At 46.6% G+C, this 22,380-nt stretch carries 34 protein-coding genes and 1 riboswitch; of the genes, 9 read left to right on the top strand and 25 right to left on the bottom strand.

All coding sequences use genetic code 11. From position 1 onward, the window contains the following. Window positions 1-129: 129 nt before the first annotated feature. The 8 genes from ACN6MV_RS26230 to ACN6MV_RS26265 all read right to left on the bottom strand — a co-directional run bounded on the left by ACN6MV_RS26230 (window position 130) and on the right by ACN6MV_RS26265 (window position 5,239). On the bottom strand, window positions 130-522 hold the full coding sequence (locus tag ACN6MV_RS26230; RefSeq protein ID WP_419885189.1) for a hypothetical protein: 393 nt from the start codon (window positions 520-522) through the stop codon (window positions 130-132). 9 nt (window positions 523-531) lie between these two features. Next, window positions 532-822 carry a hypothetical protein gene (locus ACN6MV_RS26235; RefSeq protein WP_419885190.1) on the bottom strand — a complete coding sequence of 97 codons (291 nt, stop codon included), beginning with the start codon at window positions 820-822 and terminating at the stop codon, window positions 532-534. 519 nt (window positions 823-1,341) lie between these two features. Next, window positions 1,342-1,800, bottom strand: coding sequence for a hypothetical protein (locus tag ACN6MV_RS26240; protein WP_419885191.1), 459 nt, complete (start codon window positions 1,798-1,800; stop codon window positions 1,342-1,344). A 34-nt stretch (window positions 1,801-1,834) separates the two neighbouring features. Continuing rightward, complete coding sequence (locus ACN6MV_RS26245; protein WP_419885192.1) at window positions 1,835-2,008, bottom strand: hypothetical protein; 174 nt, start codon at window positions 2,006-2,008, stop codon at window positions 1,835-1,837. Further along, the gene (locus ACN6MV_RS26250) at window positions 2,001-2,663 is read right to left on the bottom strand and encodes a hypothetical protein (protein ID WP_419885193.1); all 663 of its coding nucleotides are present in this window, start codon (window positions 2,661-2,663) and stop codon (window positions 2,001-2,003) included. Before ACN6MV_RS26250 ends, ACN6MV_RS26245 begins: the two co-directional genes overlap by 8 nt. Window positions 2,664-2,967: 304 nt before the next feature. Next, window positions 2,968-3,945, bottom strand: a complete 978-nt coding sequence (locus tag ACN6MV_RS26255) for a hypothetical protein (protein WP_419885194.1) — start codon at window positions 3,943-3,945, stop codon at window positions 2,968-2,970. Window positions 3,946-4,012: 67 nt separating this feature from the next. After that, window positions 4,013-4,840, bottom strand: a complete 828-nt coding sequence (locus tag ACN6MV_RS26260) for a BRO family protein (protein ID WP_419885195.1) — start codon at window positions 4,838-4,840, stop codon at window positions 4,013-4,015. Window positions 4,841-4,876: 36 nt separating this feature from the next. Then, window positions 4,877-5,239: a hypothetical protein gene (locus tag ACN6MV_RS26265; protein WP_419885196.1), complete on the bottom strand. Its 363-nt coding sequence runs from the start codon at window positions 5,237-5,239 to the stop codon at window positions 4,877-4,879. Window positions 5,240-5,380: 141 nt separating this feature from the next. Here ACN6MV_RS26265 and ACN6MV_RS26270 point away from each other — a divergent pair, with 141 nt between their 5' ends. Both ACN6MV_RS26270 and ACN6MV_RS26275 read left to right on the top strand, forming a co-directional pair. After that, window positions 5,381-5,731: a helix-turn-helix transcriptional regulator gene (locus ACN6MV_RS26270; RefSeq protein WP_341003381.1), complete on the top strand. Its 351-nt coding sequence runs from the start codon at window positions 5,381-5,383 to the stop codon at window positions 5,729-5,731. A 354-nt stretch (window positions 5,732-6,085) separates the two neighbouring features. Next, window positions 6,086-6,220 (top strand): hypothetical protein, encoded by a 135-nt coding sequence (locus ACN6MV_RS26275; RefSeq protein ID WP_419885197.1) that lies wholly within the window; start codon window positions 6,086-6,088, stop codon window positions 6,218-6,220. Window positions 6,221-6,431: 211 nt separating this feature from the next. Here the strand turns inward: ACN6MV_RS26275 and ACN6MV_RS26280 are convergent, their stop codons facing one another. The 7 genes from ACN6MV_RS26280 to ACN6MV_RS26310 all read right to left on the bottom strand — a co-directional run bounded on the left by ACN6MV_RS26280 (window position 6,432) and on the right by ACN6MV_RS26310 (window position 8,326). Continuing rightward, complete coding sequence (locus tag ACN6MV_RS26280; RefSeq protein WP_419885198.1) at window positions 6,432-6,557, bottom strand: hypothetical protein; 126 nt, start codon at window positions 6,555-6,557, stop codon at window positions 6,432-6,434. Window positions 6,558-6,572: 15 nt separating this feature from the next. After that, the gene (locus ACN6MV_RS26285) at window positions 6,573-6,782 is read right to left on the bottom strand and encodes a hypothetical protein (protein ID WP_419885199.1); all 210 of its coding nucleotides are present in this window, start codon (window positions 6,780-6,782) and stop codon (window positions 6,573-6,575) included. Further along, a complete protein-coding gene (locus tag ACN6MV_RS26290) occupies window positions 6,779-7,036 on the bottom strand; it encodes a hypothetical protein (RefSeq protein WP_419885200.1) in 258 nt (85 codons plus the stop codon). The genes ACN6MV_RS26285 and ACN6MV_RS26290 overlap by 4 nt, the downstream gene beginning before the upstream one ends. Window positions 7,037-7,082: 46 nt before the next feature. Then, window positions 7,083-7,367, bottom strand: coding sequence for a hypothetical protein (locus ACN6MV_RS26295; protein WP_419885201.1), 285 nt, complete (start codon window positions 7,365-7,367; stop codon window positions 7,083-7,085). 126 nt (window positions 7,368-7,493) lie between these two features. Continuing rightward, window positions 7,494-7,832 carry a hypothetical protein gene (locus ACN6MV_RS26300; protein ID WP_419885202.1) on the bottom strand — a complete coding sequence of 113 codons (339 nt, stop codon included), beginning with the start codon at window positions 7,830-7,832 and terminating at the stop codon, window positions 7,494-7,496. Further along, on the bottom strand, window positions 7,832-8,128 hold the full coding sequence (locus ACN6MV_RS26305) for a hypothetical protein (protein ID WP_419885203.1): 297 nt from the start codon (window positions 8,126-8,128) through the stop codon (window positions 7,832-7,834). The genes ACN6MV_RS26300 and ACN6MV_RS26305 overlap by 1 nt, the downstream gene beginning before the upstream one ends. 18 nt (window positions 8,129-8,146) lie before the next feature. Next, entirely contained in the window at window positions 8,147-8,326 is a 180-nt protein-coding gene (locus ACN6MV_RS26310) for a hypothetical protein (RefSeq protein ID WP_419885204.1), read from the bottom strand. A 161-nt stretch (window positions 8,327-8,487) separates the two neighbouring features. Between ACN6MV_RS26310 and ACN6MV_RS26315 the strand changes: the two genes are divergently transcribed. Continuing rightward, window positions 8,488-8,706 carry a helix-turn-helix domain-containing protein gene (locus ACN6MV_RS26315; RefSeq protein ID WP_076273088.1) on the top strand — a complete coding sequence of 73 codons (219 nt, stop codon included), beginning with the start codon at window positions 8,488-8,490 and terminating at the stop codon, window positions 8,704-8,706. A gap of 183 nt (window positions 8,707-8,889) precedes the next feature. Here ACN6MV_RS26315 and ACN6MV_RS26320 read toward each other — a convergent pair whose 3' ends face one another. Next, window positions 8,890-9,225, bottom strand: coding sequence for a hypothetical protein (locus ACN6MV_RS26320; RefSeq protein WP_094878887.1), 336 nt, complete (start codon window positions 9,223-9,225; stop codon window positions 8,890-8,892). Between the two features lie 102 nt (window positions 9,226-9,327). Between ACN6MV_RS26320 and ACN6MV_RS26325 the strand changes: the two genes are divergently transcribed. Beyond that, a complete protein-coding gene (locus ACN6MV_RS26325) occupies window positions 9,328-9,738 on the top strand; it encodes a DUF3102 domain-containing protein (RefSeq protein ID WP_373455855.1) in 411 nt (136 codons plus the stop codon). On the opposite strand, the gene ACN6MV_RS26330 is transcribed toward ACN6MV_RS26325, so the two are convergent. Further along, window positions 9,657-10,364, bottom strand: a complete 708-nt coding sequence (locus ACN6MV_RS26330) for a hypothetical protein (RefSeq protein WP_419885205.1) — start codon at window positions 10,362-10,364, stop codon at window positions 9,657-9,659. The genes ACN6MV_RS26325 and ACN6MV_RS26330 overlap by 82 nt on opposite strands. Before the next feature lie 681 nt (window positions 10,365-11,045). Here ACN6MV_RS26330 and ACN6MV_RS26335 point away from each other — a divergent pair. Both ACN6MV_RS26335 and ACN6MV_RS26340 read left to right on the top strand, forming a co-directional pair. Next, complete coding sequence (locus tag ACN6MV_RS26335; protein WP_419885206.1) at window positions 11,046-11,267, top strand: helix-turn-helix transcriptional regulator; 222 nt, start codon at window positions 11,046-11,048, stop codon at window positions 11,265-11,267. 492 nt (window positions 11,268-11,759) lie between these two features. After that, window positions 11,760-12,473: a hypothetical protein gene (locus tag ACN6MV_RS26340; RefSeq protein WP_419885207.1), complete on the top strand. Its 714-nt coding sequence runs from the start codon at window positions 11,760-11,762 to the stop codon at window positions 12,471-12,473. A 70-nt stretch (window positions 12,474-12,543) separates the two neighbouring features. Here the strand turns inward: ACN6MV_RS26340 and ACN6MV_RS26345 are convergent, their stop codons facing one another. Continuing rightward, entirely contained in the window at window positions 12,544-13,578 is a 1,035-nt protein-coding gene (locus tag ACN6MV_RS26345) for a tyrosine-type recombinase/integrase (protein ID WP_419885208.1), read from the bottom strand. A 222-nt stretch (window positions 13,579-13,800) separates the two neighbouring features. Then, window positions 13,801-14,160: a HesB/IscA family protein gene (locus ACN6MV_RS26350; RefSeq protein ID WP_042191575.1), complete on the bottom strand. Its 360-nt coding sequence runs from the start codon at window positions 14,158-14,160 to the stop codon at window positions 13,801-13,803. A 372-nt stretch (window positions 14,161-14,532) separates the two neighbouring features. Between ACN6MV_RS26350 and mqnE the strand changes: the two genes are divergently transcribed. Together mqnE and ACN6MV_RS26360 are read left to right on the top strand one after the other, a co-directional pair. Beyond that, window positions 14,533-15,639, top strand: a complete 1,107-nt coding sequence (mqnE, locus tag ACN6MV_RS26355; protein WP_042130896.1) for an aminofutalosine synthase MqnE — start codon at window positions 14,533-14,535, stop codon at window positions 15,637-15,639. Between the two features lie 49 nt (window positions 15,640-15,688). Further along, a complete protein-coding gene (locus ACN6MV_RS26360) occupies window positions 15,689-16,750 on the top strand; it encodes an NAD(P)/FAD-dependent oxidoreductase (RefSeq protein ID WP_042130897.1) in 1,062 nt (353 codons plus the stop codon). An 85-nt stretch (window positions 16,751-16,835) separates the two neighbouring features. Here the strand turns inward: ACN6MV_RS26360 and ACN6MV_RS26365 are convergent, their stop codons facing one another. Then, window positions 16,836-17,090 (bottom strand): YuzB family protein, encoded by a 255-nt coding sequence (locus tag ACN6MV_RS26365; RefSeq protein ID WP_042130898.1) that lies wholly within the window; start codon window positions 17,088-17,090, stop codon window positions 16,836-16,838. Window positions 17,091-17,171: 81 nt separating this feature from the next. Between ACN6MV_RS26365 and ACN6MV_RS26370 the strand changes: the two genes are divergently transcribed. After that, complete coding sequence (locus ACN6MV_RS26370; protein WP_042130899.1) at window positions 17,172-17,420, top strand: NifU family protein; 249 nt, start codon at window positions 17,172-17,174, stop codon at window positions 17,418-17,420. 156 nt (window positions 17,421-17,576) lie between these two features. Here the strand turns inward: ACN6MV_RS26370 and ACN6MV_RS26375 are convergent, their stop codons facing one another. From ACN6MV_RS26375 to ACN6MV_RS26395, 5 genes are all read right to left on the bottom strand, one after another. Beyond that, window positions 17,577-18,434, bottom strand: a complete 858-nt coding sequence (locus tag ACN6MV_RS26375; RefSeq protein ID WP_042130900.1) for a MetQ/NlpA family ABC transporter substrate-binding protein — start codon at window positions 18,432-18,434, stop codon at window positions 17,577-17,579. Window positions 18,435-18,492: 58 nt separating this feature from the next. Next, window positions 18,493-19,152 (bottom strand): methionine ABC transporter permease, encoded by a 660-nt coding sequence (locus ACN6MV_RS26380; RefSeq protein ID WP_419885209.1) that lies wholly within the window; start codon window positions 19,150-19,152, stop codon window positions 18,493-18,495. Beyond that, window positions 19,152-20,168: a methionine ABC transporter ATP-binding protein gene (locus ACN6MV_RS26385; RefSeq protein ID WP_042130902.1), complete on the bottom strand. Its 1,017-nt coding sequence runs from the start codon at window positions 20,166-20,168 to the stop codon at window positions 19,152-19,154. The genes ACN6MV_RS26380 and ACN6MV_RS26385 overlap by 1 nt, the downstream gene beginning before the upstream one ends. 101 nt (window positions 20,169-20,269) lie before the next feature. Further along, window positions 20,270-20,409, bottom strand: a riboswitch (SAM riboswitch). Window positions 20,410-20,508: 99 nt separating this feature from the next. Beyond that, window positions 20,509-21,243: a Cthe_2314 family HEPN domain-containing protein gene (locus tag ACN6MV_RS26390; RefSeq protein ID WP_042130903.1), complete on the bottom strand. Its 735-nt coding sequence runs from the start codon at window positions 21,241-21,243 to the stop codon at window positions 20,509-20,511. 107 nt (window positions 21,244-21,350) lie between these two features. Then, window positions 21,351-22,334, bottom strand: coding sequence for a COX15/CtaA family protein (locus ACN6MV_RS26395; RefSeq protein WP_081954182.1), 984 nt, complete (start codon window positions 22,332-22,334; stop codon window positions 21,351-21,353). Between the last annotated feature and the right edge of the window lie 46 nt (window positions 22,335-22,380).

Here is a 22,380-nt window from a genome sequence, read left to right on the forward strand (position 1 = left end):
AAAATTCTCGGAGGGCGCGCGTCCAAGCTTCGCAGCCGATGTATTTACCTACGCTGTAAGCCGTAGTCAAGACGCACCCAATCGCGTTCCTTCATATATAGGCGTTAGAATATATGCGTTACCTACGCTTTACACATCCGTAGTTCGTGCTCTATACTCCGCAATCTTACGGTCTAATTCATCGCGTTCCAAGCCGGTTATGTCCGTCTTCGTTACGTCTACACGCTCCGTTAACATATCGTTCATATTAAGCAAGAGCTTCGCGGCCGCTGCGTTACCGTCCCGTATAGCTGCGTCTGCCATTGCGTCCACTACTTCCGGTATCCGATCGAGAGTATTGCGCGCTATCTGCCGCTTGAGTTCGCGTTCGAATAGCGGATCTTTTAACCAATCGTATACAGACTGGCGCGACACACTTGCGGTCTCTCCGATCTGTTCCATCGTTAATCCTCCGCGTCTAGGCAACGCAAGGTAGTTCAGCGCTATAAGGTGGTGTGCTTCTAATCGTTTCAATGCCACCATTATTCCTCCTCATTTAATGATTTCGAAAACCTTCGATGATACGTTATCCACGGCCCTAAATAACGAACGTAGATCCGCCGCATCTTTTCGTTGTGGGGAATGTATGAGCGTAGACCCTACGCGCGGAAACGGTCTACGTGTTCCGATAGATAGACTCGCGTCAATAAGAACTCTATCAACGTCCGTAACTTGAACGCCTTTCTCAAACGCTTTTGCTTCTTCTCCGTCACTTACGAATACAAACGCCGGCACCTCGTCAAATATTAGCGCATACTTTCCGCTTATAGTTTCGAATTTCATCCGTAATTCCTCCCGTATATTAGCGCCTTAACGTCGCGTATAAGTATTTGTATTACCTTACGTATTGAACGTCTAATTCAACGTAAAAATACGCACTTAAATAGCGCTATTCCTACGCCCGAGCAAAGCGTAAGAATAGCGCTATTTATGTGCGTTGCTTATCCGATTCTTAACGTAATACTAGCGCTTAATAGTTCGATACATAGCGCTATACATGCGAAGTAAACTACGTTTATTAACATCCGCGCTATTCTTTGTCTTTGCCTACATGAGATTCTGCTTTGATTAATCATCATGAATAGGTAAGAGTTCAGTTCTTTGCAAAACCTATCTCAGTCACTACCGTTCCCTCGAAACTATCTTTATGCGCAAATAATCTATTAATCATATAGTTCCGCGAGGATTCATGAGCGTAGCGAATTAATCGGATGCGGTAATGTTTTGTTTATTATTATTGAGTTCGTTGTTATTACGTTTGTTCTTATTACCGTCACTCCTCGGTGATTTAGGTAATTCACTCTACAGTGCATTAAGTAATTCACTCTCCGGTGAATGACCATATAGAACGTCCAGTTTAGCGCGTATTTGCTCGTCAGTAAGCTCGCTATAATATTGCGGATAGTAAAGTTTATCGCGTTTATTAGACGTATAGTCCATCGCTGATTTAACGAGTCCCACCGCCTCCAGCACGTCACATAACGGCTTAATCCGGTTACGTCCGATGCCCGTGTCGTCAGCAATACGCTGTACGGAAGGGAACGCGCTCATGTACCGGTCATTGTCCGGCTGTCCGTTCACCATCGAAAGCAGGTACGTATAGATAGCCGCTATATGCGCGTTGCTCTTATCGTACTCGCGCGCGATCGGCACTATCCGGCGGAATAAATCATGCGGGACCGGAGCGTAGTGCCCTCGGTCCAAAAACGATGATTTACGTCTAGCAGCTTCGTGTCCTATATCACGGAATTGCTTGCCCATACTCCATATCACTCCACTCCACGTAATTTACGAACTAACTACTCGCACCATACTCGTCTAGACTCCGTTTAACCGCGTCATCCTTTGCGTATAGCCAGAAGCGTCCACCAGTCTTTTCGTTAATCCCTACGCAGATATAGCGGTGTCCAGCCGTTCGTAGGTAGTGGAACATAGCGGGCGAATAACAATAAAGGTAATTACTAGGCAACGAGCAACTCCCCTTTCAAACTTCTTATAACCTCGCCGATCTCTTGTACAGATAGCGCGTACTTTATGCGAATCATAGGAACGCCCGCCTTTGCGCAATACCTGTCTTTTATACGGTCAAACTCCTGTTGGAACACGAAGTTATTGCCGGCCTTACTTGGGTCTTCCCCTTCAAATACCGCCGGACGGTAATGCTGTTCCCCATCGTATTCTATAAACGCAATAGGTTCTCCGGAGAGGCCAAGTAATGCGAAGTCGAATAGTAGAGGCCTCCCACAAACTCCGGTAACACCTTTTCTGCGTACTTGCGCTCTATACTCTAACTGGTAGAAATCTAACCAGTATTTTACTGTTTTCTCCCCAACGGACTCAATGCCGCCAGGATCAATAATGACATTTATGTCGTACATACACTTTGAGCATAGGTCGGTGCCGTACATGCGATCTCTCCTAACAAGAGACCATTTCCGTGGCCTTCCTACCTTACCGCAAGCGTCACATATGGGCGTAACTGGACGTTCGCACCCACGAGGTAAATCTTCTACTGATACCTCAAGCTTCTTTACGCCGGGGCCTATAGCGTACCCTCTGTCTATGTAGTATTGACGGTTGCGAAAAGCCGTACTTACCTCTATCGTCTTCTCTAGAACTCCCACTCTACCATCCCCTCCATCGTTAAAATAACGTAAGGACGTGCGGAGTGTACCCGCAACATTCGTAACCTTATCGCTCTGTACTCTCTTAGTCCGCAGTTCCTGCATAATGCAACCATACAGCGCAAAATACGTCTCCCCTTATTGCCCGTAAAGTAAGGCAAAAGTCCACGTTTTAACATAAAATAAAGCGCATGCCGCCGGACTCATCCGCCTTTTCTCACCGTGGTTTATGCGTGGTTAAGCGGCAATCTGCGCCCTTATTTCTTCCTTCGTAGTCTCTAGATATACATCCTTACGGATACATTTACGCAACCTTTTCCGTAATTAATTTTCGAATTCTTAATAGCCGCATTTTTACGGTTGTGTAAGATAATCCGGTCTTCTCCGCCGCATATTTTCGTGAGAGAAGGTACTCACCGTCCGGAAGCACGTGGTAGGCCGCGCAATACCCTGCAGCCATGTCCGTTTCGACAATACCGATGAGCTCCCGCAGGAAATCCGCCTGTTTACTGGATACGCGTCTATATACGTAATCTTCCGTAGAGTTAACCCCAAGTATCGTTCGGATCGCTCCCTCATAAAAAGGCGCGATCATCCGCCGGCGTCCGTCTACGGTGACTCTCCGCATCCCTTTTCGGCGCGCTTGGGCTTCGTAGTAGCGCGTTAACAACGCCTTATTGACGTAGGTGACGATCTCCCTCGGACTACGGCTGACATCGGCATATTTTAGCGCGTACTCTAGTGCGCCGACCATGTCCGCCATAACCTCCGCCCGTATACGCGTTTCTTCAATCACGGCTTCGCGTTCAGTACGATCTGCAACGTCTAGGGCGCGTTGGTACTGCGTAAATGAACTGCCGAATCCTTCTTCGCGGAATCTTCGCTCTATGCGGCCGTTCTTTTCTCTTAGCCAGGCGGTAAATTCGGGAGTTAACGTGTACTCATAGCCGAAATCGTTATGGCGCACTGGTTTGAATGGGATGCGCATACGTAAATCGAGCACCATTATGGATAAATAACGGTTAATCTCCGAGTGAGCCCATCCGGAATCTTTACGGATATAGAACACGCGCTTGACGGCTTTCTCGCGGATCGCCTTTATCCGATAAGCGATATATTCCTCCGGGCTTGTCAGATTAATCGAAATGTCGTGCGTGAAGTTCGTTTTATATCTACGTGAAGTGTTCGCTAAGAAATCCGTTTCGACATCTTCTAGTATTACGTCGATTATGTGGCGATCGCCGGTCATTTGGTACGCAGTTACTGCCTGGACAAATTCCATCCGTATTCCTCCTCCGTTTGTTTATGAAAAAGAGGCACCGCAAAGTAGCCGATACCTCTCTTATTAGTTACGCATTCAAGCGCAGGCTAACCTTCATAGGCCGTGATATATGCGAAATCGGAGGTTTGGACACCGCAGGTAACCCTTCCCGAACACGTTGATACATATCGACGATTAAGTCTATCCCCTCGGCGGTAGCCTTAACGGTGTTGTTAAGTAGAAATCCGCCCTTGAAATAAGGAACAACACGAAAATACTTCTCGTAACCTTTACGCGGCGGAAAGCATCTGTCAATTTTACGTGAGTAAAGAACGCCGTGCTTCTGTAGAAAAGCCGTGATTTCCTCCGCACCAACTACCCCGCCCATGAAGTGTTTACCGATCGTTGTAAACGCCGTTAATCCCTCGGAATCGAGAAACTCCGTGTATTTGTCCGCTTTCGGCTGTATAACCGCAATATGTTCGGTCTGTTTTCGGACAGTCTCGAGTGTCGCCGCGAACATCGCGCGAGTAGCCGCATCTGCGAAAGGCAGGTAAGTGTCGATAAATAGCACGTCGTTTACAACTGCTCCGCCAGTTTTGCGCATCGTCGGAAGTATCTCGTCGAATAACCAACGCTCGAACTGCTCGGCTTCCGGGAGCTTAGATCGGACAACGAGGCGGTAGACATTACCCTCATTTATGAACTTCATTTGCTGTGTGCGTCCGAGACTATCGATGACGTCGTGAATCACGACCCCATCCTCTCGACAGTGTCTTGAAATCGCATCCCGCGTGTTGGAGTAGCCAAGAGCTGCGGCAACTTGCGTAGCTCCAAACATCTCCTTGCTGTCAATAACGAGCACATGAACACTCCCAAATCTCTCGTGCGTAAACAATTTCGCCAACTGTTCCATTACGCCGCCTCCTTTTGTTTGGTTTTATATAAACGACTAAGCCACGGAAGGTAGCCGCGTCGGTATTTGATCCGCAATGACGCGAATATCCCCACTATCGTCCCGCACGTTAACGTCCTCACCCTCGCGTACTCTCCGTATAAGCAGAACGCCGTCAGGAGTCACGCCCGTGTAACGCATAATGAACGGAGGTTCTGGCGTCTCCGTCACTTCAAACTCGTGGATTACGAAGTACTTAGGAACGTAACGGTTTAGTGGCAGACCTTTTTTACGCAGCACCTTGCGTCTATACAGAAACTCGCGCATGGTACGCTCGTCCCATCCGAGCACTAGTGCAGCTTGTCCTAACGTAAACGTCGCCGAGCCAAAACGTCCAACAACGCAATGATTATTGTTCAAAGTAGCGTCCTCCCTTCTCGTTTGGATTTGAAATAGATTTTTCATATCGCTTATGCGATACTAAGTCTTTGTTGCAATAATAACGCTTATACGATATTATTGTCAATAACGTATACACGATATTTTAGGAGGAAATTAATTATGCCTGTTGAAAAGAAAAGTAACTTGTTCACTCGGGTTGGTGCGGAGATCGTTAATAATGAAATTGAAGACGAAGTAGAACAAACCTATAGGATAGAGCTACGTCTTCACGTCGCACTAAAGGAACGCAATCTAAAGCAACGTGACCTGGCAAGAATGACGGGAATCCGTCCAAATGCGATAAGTAACATCTATCGTGGATTTCCTGAACGTCTCTCCATTGACCATATTGAAAGAATTGCAAAAGCTTTAAAGATTACAGACATAAGGGAACTGCTTGTGCTAGTTCCGGAAGAAGACCATGACTTTTGGCAATTGGGCAAAGAAGGACATATTGAGGATGAAGAATAAACTCTCCCGCACCTTTAGCGCATAAAAAGGACGCTTCCTTCTTCCGGTAGCGCCCGTATATACTACATCTTGTTTCTTTAGGTAAAAATAACCCAATATATAGTGTTTGTAAATAGTTTTAAAAACAGAAATAAAATTATGAATATTTTTGGAACCTATAGAACACATGTGCGTATTACTATTCATAAAGCAGCGAACAACACACGGCTGCCCGATATGTTACTCCGAGGTCGTTCGCGATAAAAGGCGGTTGCCGTCCGCTATATGTTAACGTAGCCTGCAGACGGCCAAGTCCGCAGATACAGTAATTGGCGTTAGGAAGTCCGGCCACCTATTGGCGTAGATGACCGGACAGTGTTCCGCAAGCATTTGGCGCTACTTGCGTTGTTACCCGAATTGTTGACGCAATCCGGTGAAGCATTCCGTGTGGCGATTCCTACGTTTGCAACCGTAGAACACGGACGTTTAAAGCGTTGGCGGCGCAATTAATACTATCCGCGTGGCGTTCCGCCGGCTGTAACCGGTAGGCGCGGACATAAAGTCTTTACAGTTCCTAAGTTCAACTTAGGCGGCCGTCAACGTTAGCGCGAAGACGGTCGGGGTAATACCCTGCGTTAAACGCAGTCTAATCGTCTTCTCCACATATGGCGTTGGCGCGCCTTTGGTACGGTGTCGTACCGAGTTTCATCGAAGGTAATCGTTAGCCCAATCGTACACAGCGAAGACCGGCGCTAGTATTGAGGCGTACGAGCTCCCCATCATGTGCCCGGACTAGAATCGCGTGGCGCGTGCGGACCATCAGCTTATCTTTACGTGGATAGTACATCGTTAGTCACCTCCTTCACATAATACCGCGATATCTATACCCTACCGGAGTATATTCGCTCGGCAGCGCAGTAACTCCGAGAGCGCGCGCGTGTATGATATCCTTCTCAACGGCCAGCGGTAGTAATTCCTCACCGGTTAGCGTCCGGTCGGAATATATGTTAGTCGTTATGCGCCAGCCGTCGCGATCGAGAACGTACGTGTACCAGTGTTGGCCTGGCTTCATACGTGTAGTTCCTCCGGGCAGTCAAAGCGCGGAACAAGTGAAAGCAGATACTGCAGCGTGGTCATACCGGTGAGACGGTCGGCCAGCTTCGGTAATGATTCGCGTGATAACAAAACGAGGTCAGCGCCTTTGATTCGGTATGAGTCGGCTTTATCCGCAGGCTCAACGATGCCCAGCGCAGTACGGCCGTCTTCTGAGCGGTAAAGTGCGGCGTTATCAGTTACGAGGATGCCCAGGCTATCTTCCGGCTCCATACCGCTACCGGCTTCGGGGACCCAAAGAACGTTAATACGCGGGTACTTAGATGGCGACGGCGCAGGCATGTGCGGTTACCTCCGTTGCGAGTTCGGGAACAATAAATCCGAGGTGATGCAGTTGAACAGCGGTTACTTCGATAACATTAGCGATTGATCTACGGTCGATGTGAGGTAATGCGCGGAAGAATGCGCCGGGAAGGACGCAAATTTGTTGACGACGGAATTTACTAGTTGCGGGGAATCTGTAATCGAGTTTGGTGACGATAAAGTTGTCTGTTCTGCGGTCGCGTGCGTATCCGATTTCGATAGTTTTTGGCGCTTTTGCCATGAATGACCTCCGCGATTTAAGCCCGACGGCTATTGTATGATTGCAGTGCGGATTTCCGCGAAAAGGGCGTCGGTTAAAGCTACACCCTTGTTTCGGCCGGTATCCCTCCGGCACTCGTCAGGCGGATCATATCGTTAGCCCCAATTCCAGCAGCGGTGCGGCGACCAAATCACGTACGATAAAGTTCAGCGCTGTCATTCCGCCCCACCGTTCAATCAACGCCGGGATAGCGTCTGCGGCCGAGCCGGTTACGTTCTCCGCGAGAATAATGCCGGCGTTTTCGTTGCTGCCTACGTAGTATTCCGGATCAACTTCGCTCGGCCGAACTTCGTGCGCCCATAGCAGGCCCTCCGATACGAATAACGCGCGGTCCTCACCAATAAGGTACGCCGGCAGCGTTTCGGATAGCGGCTCATCGTCGTCAACGTCATAAATGTAGATCAGCGTTATCAGCTTCGCGACCATCAAGCGCCCTCCTTACTGCGGCGGACCAGCGCGGACAGAAGCTCGACGGCCGACATTTCCGCTATGCGGTCAAAGAATGTTACGTCGTCAACCGGAAGATCGAAGCCGACCGAGCCGGGGCCTCCGGTTGTTAGATACTCGCCATTGACAGAATTAACACGCTCAAGGATAACGGTGCGGTATTCAGCGTCGATATAAAACGCGTGGTTATCATCAACGAGGACGCCGGGATATTCGTAGCGCTCTAATTCTTCGTTCCTATCGTACAGTTCAGTCACAACGGTGATTTTAGACATTAGCGTAATCCCTCCGATTTAAAAGAGTAGTTCGCGGACAAAGACGGCAGTCAAGGCAACGGCAGCTTTAGCGATAGGCCATAACGCACCTCTAAGCATAGAGCGGCGGTTGCGGATGCCGTTACGTGTGAGGGCGCGGCTTGGAATGAACGTTGGGACTTCTATGTTGTTAGAGATTACGGGAACTAAGTTTGACATTAGGAATCCTCCTTTATAATTATGAAACCATATGTTATAATCTGCGTATTAGTAATTAACAAGGTATCATGTAAACTAGATTACTTGTTGTCTTGGTTACATCTTATACCTTGGGCGCAACCTTGTCAACTAGTTTACGAAAATAAATTGGAGGAATTTCTGTGATTAGATTTTCATTAGATAAGATTATGAAAGAGCGCCAGTTGGAACAGAAAGATATTGTAGAAATCTCCGGTATTAACCGTAACACTATCAAGGCTTTGGCAAACAACGCGAATAACCGGATCGACTTCCCTACGTTAGATAAGTTATGCCGCACACTAGGCGTCCTACCTGGCGATTTGATCGAATACATAGACGAAGAGGACCGCGCCGAATAACGGTAGCGGTCTTTTTACGTAGAAATCACCACAAATTAGCCGTTCTACCCTCGTACCCTACCGCTACACTCCGGAAGGGCTAGAAGCGCTAATCAGGCAGATAGGACGATATACAAACAAATAAAAGGCGCAGCCCTAACGGATACCCTCCGCTAAGACTGCGCCTTTTATTACGTTCTATAATTATGTATTCGATGTTCCTAACTCTCTAACGGTTTCTCTGAATCGATACTCAAGGCCATCCGCAGACGACTTCATTCTGTACTCTGCTTCTTGAATAGCGTTCACAATCAATAAGGCACTCGCCGCTAGAGCCGCAATTAATCCCGCTATAAGTAACACAACACCTCTAGTTGCTATTATTGTGTAGTTATAAGCGTCACCACCAACTATGTGTCCGAACATACTCCCCGTCGTGTTATAGTCCGCATTATAGTCGCCGTAGTGGAAGGTAGTAACCAGACCAAAAATAACCAAACCCAACGAAACAACATACAGCAAGATAGACCAACCCTTCATATTCTCACCTCTCTTTGAAAATATAGATCACTTCTTCCAATTATACACATATTTTTAATAGAAGTGTCAACATTAACCGCCGAAATACACGCATACAAACGTGTGGCAGGCGAAGCAATATTCGAGATCGGGCGTAGGTTGAAGCACGTTAAGGATAACGGTCTAGCACACGGGGACTTCGGAAAGTGGCTCGAAAGCGTAGAGATCGACCGAACACTAGCGACGCGTATCATGCGGATTGTCGAGGAGCTCGGCGAGGCAAAATATGCCACGTGGCACAATTTAGGTCAGCGTGTCCTCTACGAAATTGCAACGCTTCCGCCTGAAGAACGGACGCAGCCGCACACAATTCCATCAACCGGCGCGACGAAAACGGTCGACGAAATGACCGTACGGGAGTTGCGGGAGGTTTACGTAGAATCACCGTCAAATCAGCGCCTATCGCCCGTAGCCTTACGCTTATACCCTCGGACAGCCTTAGCGCGGCTGATTCGCGGGCTTACGCAGGCATAGCGGTCGATATAGGCAATCTCCGCAGCCGTCCGCGCCGAATACTCGATTAACTCGAAGATGCGCATGTCGATCGCCGGCTTAGCGGGAATGTGCGTCTCCTCTTCGTCAGGCTCGTCCGCTATTTCCACGCGCTTACTTTCCGCACGCGCCAGCGTATTGCTTGCGGTCTGCGGCGAGGACACTCCGATCGCAAGCGCGATCTCCTTTAGCGTGCGGCCTTCTTCGCGGAGGCGCAGCGCTGTTTCTTCGCGTTCGGTTAACGTTTCGGCGGACGCGGCAACTGACGGGCGAAACTTTCCATCCGCTGATTCTACGTTTCCAACTGCGGGGAAAACAGCAGTTGGAATTTCCGAAGCATCCTTCGTCCAATTTAACGCTGTCTTTGGGTCAATACCTAACCATTCGCCTATTAACCGGTAACTCTTGCCTGCCCGACGCAAGTTTACGGCGGCTTCCTGTTTCTCCCGCTTCGATATATCGCGGCCCAGCGTATTAAGGAAGTACGCGTGGCCTTCTTTTTCTTCGTCCGTTAGCGCGAGGTGGCGCATGACCGGTACGTATTCAATTCCGCAATCAATAGCGTCGCGGAAACGGTGGTGACCGTCGAGGATTACGTGCGCATACAATAGCGGTTAAATATGCAAATTTACGTATAATATACATCGAATAAAGGCCGCGCGTAAAATAGTTATTGACAATGGGCGGACGTTGTGGTATTTTATAAATCTTTTAAGAACTTAAGTACTTAAAGATTTAGACCTTAAGTTCTTTTAAATTACTTATTCACTTACGTTCATAAGTAATTCGGACCGGATAAAGTACAATCCGTCCCGACATATCAGGAAACACGCGGATTAACTTGTATTACACATATCTAACTGCGCGGATTTTAAAATATAAGAGATAAAACAAGGCCGATGCGCCCAGCCGCTGCTATCATATCCGTACCCTCCGCTCTCCCTCCGTCATTCTCCCGTTAAATCACCGTTGATTTAGGCGTTTTGATAGTGCGAGGGTAGACTTATCACTCCCGGACATATAAGACGCTAATTTCACGGTGATTTTACGGTGATGCGTAAGGGAGAGATAATTGAGCGTAATTGATTAGCGATGGTGATTGCGTTTGTGTATAAATGAATAAATATACAATTGTGTCTAATATGCCGAAAATCCGTCACATCTTTTTATTGTGATAAACGGCGTAATTGTGCCTATTATTGCTTCTTAGTGGAGTGTGGGACAAACGGGGAACCTACGGGTTCCTTTTTTGATTCCGCACCAAAAACTACGATAATGGAGGAATTTTAATGACGGGGAACAATCTGAAATCGGTAAGGCTGGCGTACGGGTATAAGCAAAAGGATTTCGCGCAGGTGCTCGGCGTCAGCCTTTCATGCGTAGCGATGGCCGAAGTAGGTAAGCGCAAGATCACGGACAGCCTACGGTTCAAGGTGGCACGTAACTTCCCGATCACGCCGGAGATTCAAGCGGTAATAGACGCTGCTGTAGCGCTCGGGATGGCGGAATAATGGCCGGCCGTAAGGAATCACGAGGCGAACGTGTCGCGTGACACATACAGGGTTAGGGACACGCTGTCCCCGACCTTCCGCAGACTCAGGCTCAAAGTGAACCTAACCTCGGAGCTCTCCTGCACGGTGAATGAGACCTATACGGAAGGATGACGTCGTGATTCACGCCTCCATACGATGAATGGGCGGTTCACCTACCCGCCTTATGAGCTAATCGGAGTTAATGCGTGTGTTCACCGTGCATACTAGAACGCAACATTTGCCAGGTTCACGGTGAACCTCACAAAACGCGGAGTGATCGGCCTGTCTAATAGACCGAGTGGTCATTCCCAAAAACTGTTTACAAACGCATATAGTTGGGTTATTTTTACCTAACGAAAGCAGTTGATGCGCGGGTGAGTGTTTAGCCGGCGTATTTTTTCTGCTAAATAACGAAAAGGGGCGGATAACGTGAGCGGACAAAATGAGCTTATCCTTACGGAGAGTCGGACTATGCGAGACGAATACGTGTTTAAAGACAGCGTGCTTGAGCGCGTAAAGGCTTTGCCGGTACTGGCTGGAACACTTGAGGTTACCGTTGAGATGTCCGCAAACTTTTACGAAGTTCCGGTAGATACCGTAAAGGCCATACTGAGAAGGCACAGGTCAGAGTTCAACGAGTACGGAGAGACTCGGGTTCTTCGCGGGGGAGAACTGGCAAAGCTTAGATGCTGGGTGCATGATGCACCTACCATGCAAAAGACATCTGTATTAACCTTAATCTCTCGTCGCGGCCTCCTGCGTATTGGTATGCTGCTCACGGAATCCGAAGTCGCACGCTCCGTCCGCAGCTACCTCCTCAACGTAGAGCAGATCGCGAGTAAAGAGCAACGCGCCTGGTCGATGGAGCGCGAGGTATCTAAACGGGAGCGCCGGCGGTTAACCGATGCGGTTCAAGCTTTCGGAGACGGAAACCCTTTCGTATACGCTAACTATACGAACCTCGTATACCGCGTGCTGTTCGATACCGATGCGCCGGGGCTGCGCAAGCTCTACGGACTCGACCCCGATGATAATATCCGCGATGCGTTCAGTACGGAGGACCTTCGCAACGTTGTCGACGTCGAAACCGCCATAAGCTCGCTGCTGCGCCTCGGATATGGATACCAGGAGATTCGCGACGAGTTGCTCGGACGGTCGGCTAACTTCCGGAGAGATGCCGCGTAAAGTGGCCACGCCTTTAACTAGAACGCAAATAAGCGCCCGACCCCGTTATGATCCGGAGCCGAGCGCTTATTTATTTCCGTTTCTTAACAAACCGATCGGCCGGCGAATACGCATCGTGACTCTTTCGCATATCCCCCGTATCCATCTGAATATATCGGCGCATCGTACGTATATCGGACCAACCACCCATTTTTTGAAGGGTAAAGGGGTCGGCTCCGTTTAATATCATAGCGCGAGCCCATGTATGACGGTAGACGTGCGCTGTCATCTTCTTACCGGATACGCCCGCCTTCTCTCCATAATATTTCAGCCGCTTATTGAAGTGCGTTGCGGTTACAGGCTCGCCAAATGACGACATAAATATTCGGTTAGTCGTGAAAAATTGACGATTCTCTTCGATAAGCTGTAGCAGCAATTTCGCAGTATGTGCGGATATTGGAACCATTCTCGGTTTTCTATTTTTGTTCATCTCGCCAGGTAGAACGATAAATCGCGTTTGAAAGTCGATATCCGTGACGCTTATTTTTAGTAATTCCGAAATTCTAAGCCCGCTGTCTAAAATCGTGACAATCGCTACATAATCCCGAAAACCTACGAAATCCCGCTGATTTGGCTGCGCTAGTATCGCCTTAACTTCATCATCCGTAAGGCAATTCGTTAAGTCTACGTCCTGGCGTATAAGCTTCACCTTCGTAAATGCGTTAATCTCAATCAATTCGTCGCGCTCAAGCTGATTAAATATCGCCTTAAGCGTACGAAGTCGGATATTAACCGTCGTATCTGACAGGCCTACACGCTGATTTTCTTCCGATATATACTTGTGTCCCTCATAGCGCACCTGATCGTACTTCATAAACGCGATATGATCCCGCACCATCGCCGTCGTTATATCCCCCGCGTATTCTACCTCCGGATACTTATCGTTCAACCACTTTAGAAAGTAACCGTAATGCTTTCCGTAATCCAGTAACGTCCGATCGCGCAATCCCTCTGACCGTTTCGCATTAATCGCGAAGTCTAACGCTTGATCTAGCGTTATCTTCGGAAACTCTCTTAGCGTGCGGGCTCCGTTTGGAACGCGCCGTGTACGTTTATTTAACGACATAAAAACGACCTCCAATACGCATTAGTCGCGGACTAAATGCGTCGTAGAGGTCGTAATCCACAACCCACAAACGGCCATTTCCGGGCTGTTAACTCCGGGCCTTCGGGGTTGTTAACGTTCATTTTCACCAGTACAATCCGCAGTTCCAAACGCCTGTTCGCGAGTGGCTACCGTCTCGGCTACCGTTCAGATCAACGGAGTAAAAACGTTGATACGTCGCGATTAGCAAGGCTCTTCGTTCGGTTTACCTGCATCCGTAGCTGTACGGAAGCTTGAGCCACAGCCGCAGGTTGCAGTAGCGTTCGGGTTATTAATGGTGAAGCCACCTGTCATTCCGGATTCTTCAAAATCAATTTCGAGACCATCAAGGTAACGAAGATTCTCTTTCTCCACGACAACCTTCATTTCTTGGATGTCCATATATACGTCCTGATCGGTTTCATTATCATCAAAGCCCATAGCGTATGAGAATCCACTGCAACCGCCGGGCGTTACTCCAATACGGAGGAACATGTTCGGCACTTCTTGTTCAGCAAGCATCGCCTTCAGTTGTTCTGCTGCCTTTTCGCTAATATTAATCATGATCATATCCTCCTATAAATTAGATTCACTTCATAAGAAAAACTTATGTTTAAGAGACCTTCCGGTCAAAAGTTGCTTTCTTAAAAATATATACTTAATAAACTCAGTATAACCCACTATTCCATTACCCTCAAGTCACAACTGCCTTATGCTTGACCTATCACCCCAAAATAAACCATCCATATCCAGCTGTTGATCCCCTTATAAGAGAGGTTTATAATAAGGAAGGCAAACATAAGTAAAAATTCGGAAATTTGTCACGGAGGCTAACCCTCCGCTTTATTTTCATGAATGAACAGCTACCGTCTGGGTAAGTCTGGGAATTATCTGCGGGCAATGGACCCCGTAAAACTTTCAGGAGGAATTCATAACATGTCTACTCTTTTCACCCCCCAAACAGACGCCCGAATGATGAACATTATTGAAAAAGTTCGCGGCGGCGAAAGATTGAATTTAGAAGATGGCGTTTATTTATATCAAAGTAACGACCTACTTACCATTGGTCAATTAGCAAATGAAGTTAATCTTGCAAAAAACAACAACAGGGTATATTTTATCGAAAATATGAGTCTATATTTCACCAATGTTTGCGAATCACATTGTGCATTCTGCAATTTCCGCAAAGATGATGGAGAAGAGGGTGCTTATACCCTATCCGGTCAGGAAATGGTGCAATATGTCGAACAGCATATTCATCCAGGTGTACGCGAATTCCATATCGTGGGTGGGCATAATGACAAGGTTCCTTTCCAGTATTATGTGGATTCTTTAAAAGCCTTGAACGAACGTTTCCCTGAGGTAACCTTAAAAGCATACACAGCAGCTGAGATCGATTTTTTCACCCGAATTAGCGGATTGAGTATTCGTGAGGTTCTGGAACAACTGCGTGCGGCAGGTCTAAAAACACTTACCGGTGGTGGCGCAGAAATATTATCCGATCAATACCGTAAAAAAATGCGCGTTGATAAAGCTAATGTGGAAGAGTATCTGGAAGTTCACCGTACAGCACATCAGCTTGGCATGAAGACCCATACAACGATGCTCTACGGCTCCATTGAGTCTCATGAAGACCGTATTCGGCACATGATGCAGATCCGCGATCTGCAAGACGAAACCAATGGTTTTATGGTATTCATTCCATTATCTATGCAGCCTAAGAATAAGAATGCAGGGATTATGCGCCGCAACTCCGCTTATGAGGATCTGAAGACAATTGCGATCAGCAGATTGATGCTCGATAATTTCGATCACATCAAAGCATACTTCATTAATATCGGCCCTCAGCTAACTCAGGTTGCGCTGAACTTCGGTGCTTCTGACGTACATGGCACCATTCTTAAAGAACGTATTAGCCATGCGGCTGGCGCCTTAACACCTGAAGGCCTCACACGCGATGAATTGATTTGGTTAGTAAAAGGGGCTGGACGAATTCCAGTAGAACGCGATACGTTCTACAATCCGATAAAGGTATACGAATAAAAGACTACCTTAGATCCGTTATCCTATATTGAAAGGAAGTTCGGTCAGCATGAGAACACTACTCGTTCTGGGCGGCGGCTATGGCGGCTTGGCCCTCATTCAAGAATTGCTCAATAATCATCTTCCTCAGGATATTGAAATTATCTTAATTGACCGAATGCCTTATCAAGGAATCAAAACGGAATATTATGCACTTGCCGCAGGTACAGTAACGGACTATCACTTGCGGATTCAATTTCCGGTTCATCCCCGTCTTACCATCCGTTACGGGGAGGTGAGTTCCATTGATTTGGATAGCAAAATCGTTACAATGGAGCCTGACGAAACGGTGTCTTATGACATTCTAGCCATTGCGCTAGGCTGTACTGACAATTACCATAACATCCCTGGGGCTGATCAATACACTTGCAGTATCCAGACCTTTGCAGGGACTCGGGAGACTTATCAACGCTTAAACGATGTGAAGCCTTATGGAACGATAAACATTGTTGGCGGTGGACTAAGTGGAGTGGAATTGGCGGCAGAGCTTCGGGAGAGCCGACCAGATCTTAATATTGCTATTCTGGATCGCGGTGAACGTGTCTTGTCTGCTTTTCCGGCAAAGCTGTCACAGTACGTGGAAGAATGGTTTCATCACCATCAAGTACAGACGCTGGGACGTGTCTCTGTATCCCACGTTGAGAAAGATGCGCTTTTTAACGGCACAGAGGAAATTCTTTCAGATGTTACGGTATGGACAGCAGGGATTCAACCCGTGAAGGTTGTTCAGGAATTAACAGTACCGAAGGATCGCGGAGGACGGATCATTCTGGACGAGTATTATCGTATACCTGATTATCCGGAAGTGTATGTGATTGGCGACTGTGCCAGCCTGCCATTCGCTCCAAGCGCACAAGCTGCAGGAGCGCAGGGTGAGCAGGTTGCTCAGGTAATTCAAGCCTTATGGCGCGGCGAGACCCCTAAGCTTCATGCTATTCGTCTGAAGGGTACTTTAGGCTCACTAGGCAAGAAAGCTGGATTTGGTCTGATGGGCCAACGCTCCGTTAAAGGACGGGTTCCACGTATTCTCAAGAGCGGTGTGCTCTGGATGTCGAAACGCACTTTAGGATAAACCTAAGGGCTGCTCTTTTCCGTATTTATAACGGAAAAGAGCAGCCCTTTATTTTTAAAAAATAAATTATATGTTGCGCGACTACTTAGTCAAGGTCTATATTGAACCAAGCCTCTAGCTCTTTGATTTTGGCAGAAATCTTTTCTTCTAGCTCGTCAACAGTATCTGCTGCAACGATGTCTCCTTCGACCATGGCGAAAGGTGTTAAATAACATTCCCCACAATTGTTCAGGCATCCGTATTCGATTACATCGTAATCGGGATTTTCCTCCAGCTTATGCATTAGTTTGTCTGTTCCGTGACCCATGTTACTGGCACAAAATTCAATAATTGGTCTCATGATGATCTCCCTGTTCCGCCTAACCATTTTATTTTTTAACTTTTTGTACTATAATGAACTTACGAAAGGAGTGATTGAGAAATGAGTGAGAATGCACAAAGCACCGAAATGTATGATGAAGTATTGGAAGTGCTGGATAAGCTTCGTCCGTTCCTACAACGCGATGGCGGCGACGTTGAACTAGTTGATGTAGAAGACGGCATCGTTAAGTTGAAACTTATGGGTGCCTGCGGCAGCTGCCCAAGCTCCACGATCACCTTGAAAGCCGGGATTGAACGCGCTCTTCTTGAAGAAGTAGAAGGCGTACAAGAAGTTATGCAAGTATTCTAATCCCATTCAATATCATTCCCGATCTTCCTCTTCAGGAGATCGGGATTTTCTTATTATAGTGGATTTACCCTTCTCCTACAACATACAGCATAAAACCCGCATGCCATTAGGCAGCGGGTTTTATGCTGTAATTAGAGAGTAAGCTAGCTCTCTGTCTTAAAATGCTGGAATGATCGAGCCTTTGTACTGCTCTTCAATGAACGCTTTCGCTTCTGGAGAATTCAGTGCAGCGGCAAGCTTTTTGATTGCATCGGAATCTTTATTATCAGGACGAGCTACGAGGATGTTAGCATAAGGGGAATCCGTACCCTCGATGAACAAAGCATCTTTAGTAGGAACCAGATCAGCTTCCAAAGCATAGTTAGTGTTAATCAATGCAAGATCCACTTCATCTAATTGACGACCTAACATTGCAGCATCTAGCTCGATGATTTTAAGGTTTTTCTTATTTTCAGTGATATCTGCTTGGGTAGATGTGATGTTGGTATCATCTTTCAAAGAAATCAGTCCATTTTTGGCAAGCAGGATTAGTGCACGACCACCGTTTGTAGCATCATTCGGGATGGCAACTTTCGCACCATCAGCCAATTCGTCGATGGATTTGATTTTTTTGGAATAAGCACCAAAAGGTTCAACATGAACAGCTGTTACGGATACTAGATCCGAACCGTTCTTTTGATTCTGGTCATCTAGGTAAGGCTGATGTTGGAAGAAGTTAGCATCCAGGTTCTTCTCTGAAAGCTGAACGTTTGGTTGAACATAGTCAGTAAATTCTTTGATTTCCAAAGTAATTCCTTGAGCTTCAAGCAATGGAGCAATAGCTTTTAGAATCTCTGCGTGTGGAACAGGTGAAGCACCGACCACCAATTTCACTGGTTCTGTAGTTGATCCATTTGCAGCACCGTTGTCTGGCGCACTAGTGGCAGCCGAGTTAGAAGCATTATTGTTATTGCCGCAAGCAGCCAGCACCACAACCAGTGTCAGACTAAAAAAAGTAAGTAGTAATTTTTTCATTTTAAATCCCCCTCTTATCCTTGGTATTTGTATGAATAAGGCTATATATGGACGTACCTTATTTCCGTGTGAAATGTCGTACTAGCCGATCACCGGCCATTTGTAGCAATTGCACCAGTATGACCATCAAGACTACTGAGATAATCATAACTTCCTTCTCATAACGGTAATATCCGTAACGGATTGCTAGATCCCCTAGACCACCGCCGCCTACCATCCCAGACATTGCCGTATAGGAAACCAGTGTGACCAGTGTGATCGTAACTCCAGCGAGCAGACCTGGACGAGCCTCTGGCAAAAGAACGCGCGAAACGATCTGATTCGTAGATGCTCCCATCCCTTGCGCCGCTTCGATTACTCCGCGATCTACTTCTCTTAACGCCGTTTCCACCAAGCGAGCAAAGAATGGAGCTGCACCAATTACCAGCGGTGGGATCGTACCGAGTACTCCGATAGAAGTTCCAACAACGGCTTTGCTAAATGGAATTAATGCTACCATCAAAATGATAAACGGTACGGATCGTAAGATGTTTACAACGAATGATAAGACCGAGTAAATTACTCTGATTACTATACTATTCGATCTTCCCCATAAATACAATAGAATTCCGAGTGGTAAACCAAGAATAATTGTGAACATTCCGGAAAATATTAACATTTGCAAGGTAGCAACCGTAGCATCCATCATTTCTTGCCAGTTTAAGTCTGCGAAATTCATTACGAAATCACCTCCACTTCAAGACCTTGAGCGGTTAGTTCGGCTATTGTCACAGCAATCGCTTCAGCTGGACCCTCGAACCTTACAATCATTTGTCCATAAGGTACGTCTTTAATCGTTGAAATGGTGCCGTGCAAAATGGCAAAGCTAACACCTGTTTCTCGTACTACATTGGAAAGTGCGGAGCCGTAGGTCTTTTCTCCGAAAAAAGTAATTTTGACGGCCTGAGAGTTGTCCCCAGCAGCAGCGTCAAGCGCCGTACGAAGGGGTCCCTCATTCTGTGACTCACTACGGATGAAATCGCGAGTAACTTCATGCTGCGGCTTTAAGAATACCTCCGTAACTTTACCTTGCTCAACGATACCACCACCATGAATAACCGCAACACGATCGCAGATACTCTGAATCACGTGCATTTCGTGAGTGATCAGCACAATAGTCAGATGGAACCGTTTATTAATATCGAGCAATAGCTTAAGGATAGAGTCTGTCGTTTGTGGATCAAGCGCAGAGGTTGCCTCGTCACATAGCAGCACATCAGGATCGCTGGCAAGTGCCCGTGCGATGCCGACCCGTTGCTTTTGCCCTCCTGATAACTGAGATGGATATTTATCCCGGTGTTCTTCAAGCCCTACTAGGGCAAGCAAGTCTTTTACTTTTGTATCAATAGCTGCTCTCGAAGTGCCTGTGAGTCGCAGAGGAAAAGCAATATTATCGTACACTGTCGCAGATGATAGCAGATTGAAATGTTGAAAAATCATCCCAATTTTGCGCCGCTGTTCCTGCAGCTGACCTTGGGTAAGCTTAGTTAGTTCAATACCATCGACCCAGACTTCCCCTTCTGTCGGGCGCTCCAACAAATTAATGCAACGGATCAATGTGCTTTTTCCCGCCCCTGAATGCCCAATGACTCCGAATATTTCACCTTTCTCGATAGACAGATTCAATCCGGAAAGTGCTGTGGCCGCATGGCTGCCTTTTCCATATACCTTTGTTATTCCTTTTAGATTAATCAACGATCATCGCCCCCTTTATATTTCACTTATTCCATACAAAAAAAACCTCCGACGATCGATGCAGATCGCAAGAGGCTCTGTGTGTTTATTTAGACAATGCCTTCTCATCTGCCAACGACCACAAGCCTTGCGTCATTGTAGGAATTAGCACCATGACATTTGTACATAACGCTTATCGCGCTGTATACAAATCGGTTGCCGGGCTTCATCGGGCCTATCCCTCCGCCACTCTCGATAAGATATAGAGTATGAAATTTATGTTTGAATTTGTATAGACTTTAATGCAAGCATAAGTATAGTAAGTTTCTTGTTTTTTGTCAAAAGGAAATATATTGAACGCTTATGATTTTACCCGATTTGGCTTGCTTATTTCCTTACGCAACTGCTCATTGCTGTAGCTATATGCTGCGATTAACGTCTTACAGTTCATTTCGAGGGATTGCTTTAAATCCTCTAGATGGCTATCTAAATCCTCAAGCTGAATTTTGTCATGCAAGCCTTGATGTCGCTGCCATAAATCATCCTGCATTTCAGAATTCATATAATGAATTTCAGCATTTCTGCGCTTGCGTAGATTCTCCAGTGGATCACGATAAGAGTTCTTGATCTGTTCCAATTGATCCGCTAATGCTGGATGCACATTCAATAGTTGAAGTTGACGCAGCACTGTAAAATAAGAAAAGTGCGTTTTTAATTTGGAAGTTTTGAGGTCATAGAAATGATTCAGCACCGTTCCAAGCTTGTCCAGAAGAGAGAACACACGAATAAATCCATCTTTATAAAAATAAACATACCGCGCATAATCGCCTTGTTCCACTGGTGACATATCATCCATATAACCGGCGATTACCGATTTTCGGTAAAAAGCTGCAGCGAACCAGCTTTGCTCCAATTCATCCAATGAGGAGATCAACCCACGTGTCCAAATCTCCAGCTTGCGGTATTCGTGGTCATTATCCTCATGGGCGTTCATTTCCTTGCGCAGTAAAGCTGCAAAAGTGGCCATATTCTCCATCGCATCAGCCAATACACCGCTGTTCTTTCGAGGCGGCTCTCCAAGTATAACCCGCAGCATATCCAGTCCTCCTAAAGTTTTGTCCAGCACCACGATATACCGATTTCCACTTTATTATTCCGCAGGTAAAGCGACTCTATCCGCGAAGGGAACTTTCTACCAAGGGGTTACAACGGTGTCATTGGGTTCGTTGGATTTTTTTCAACAACGACATTTCTCGCGCTACTCAGCTGCCAGACTCTTACGCTCATATAACATAAAACACCAAACAAACAAGCAATCAACAAAATATGAGCCAAAGCGGCAAATATGTACAATCTTTCATTATCTAATGTGTAAACAACTGCAGCTCCACTAAATACCTGCATCAAGCACAGCAGAACAGCCGCTACGCCAAGAGCTCTTAGCTCGGGGTAATCCTTATGTTTCCAAAAAGCTAAATGTCCAAGCACCGCGGTAAGAATAAATAAGATCAAAGCCGCAATCCGGTGTGTAAAAACAATACCGACTCCCCCGGAAAGCTCAGGCACCCATTCACCGTTGCAGAGCGGCCAGCCAGAACATCCACCGCGTGAATCTGTATGACTAACAAAGGCTCCAATATAAACGACAACATAGGAATATAAGGCCGTAAAACAGGTTAAATTGCGGAAAGCTTTGCTAACAGGCTTCTTCTGAATCTCCATCTTTTGATCGTAATCATAATCGCCTGCTTCATGCCGTCTTTTTGTTCCAAGTGCAAGCATCAGAGAACTAGAAAAAGCGATCAAGGAAAAACCCATATGCAGTGCCATCACAGCAGCAGATTGGGATTTAATTACTGCAAGCGCTCCCATACCACCTTGTACAATTACAAACAACAAAGTCATAAATGCATAGACCAACAAGTCCCGGCGATTTCGCGCATAACGCCAAAAAGCAAACATCGAAGCAAGTGACAATAAACCAGCCAATCCGCTAAACAAACGATGAGTGTATTCAATCATCGAACCTACAGTATAAGCAGGAATTAATTTGCCATGACAGAGCGGCCATTCATTTCCGCATTCCAATCCCGATCCAGTCTTCGTTACTACTGCTCCCCCTAGTACGGCTAGGAACATGATAAGGCAAGTAAGATAACTAAGCCATTTCAACTGATTTGTCGTCAAAAAATATCACCCGCAGTTTTTAGTAATGAAGAAGCATTTTAAAAAA

Source organism: Paenibacillus sp. B-A-8, from assembly GCF_048572915.1.
Lineage (GTDB): Bacteria > Bacillota > Bacilli > Paenibacillales > Paenibacillaceae > Paenibacillus_AQ.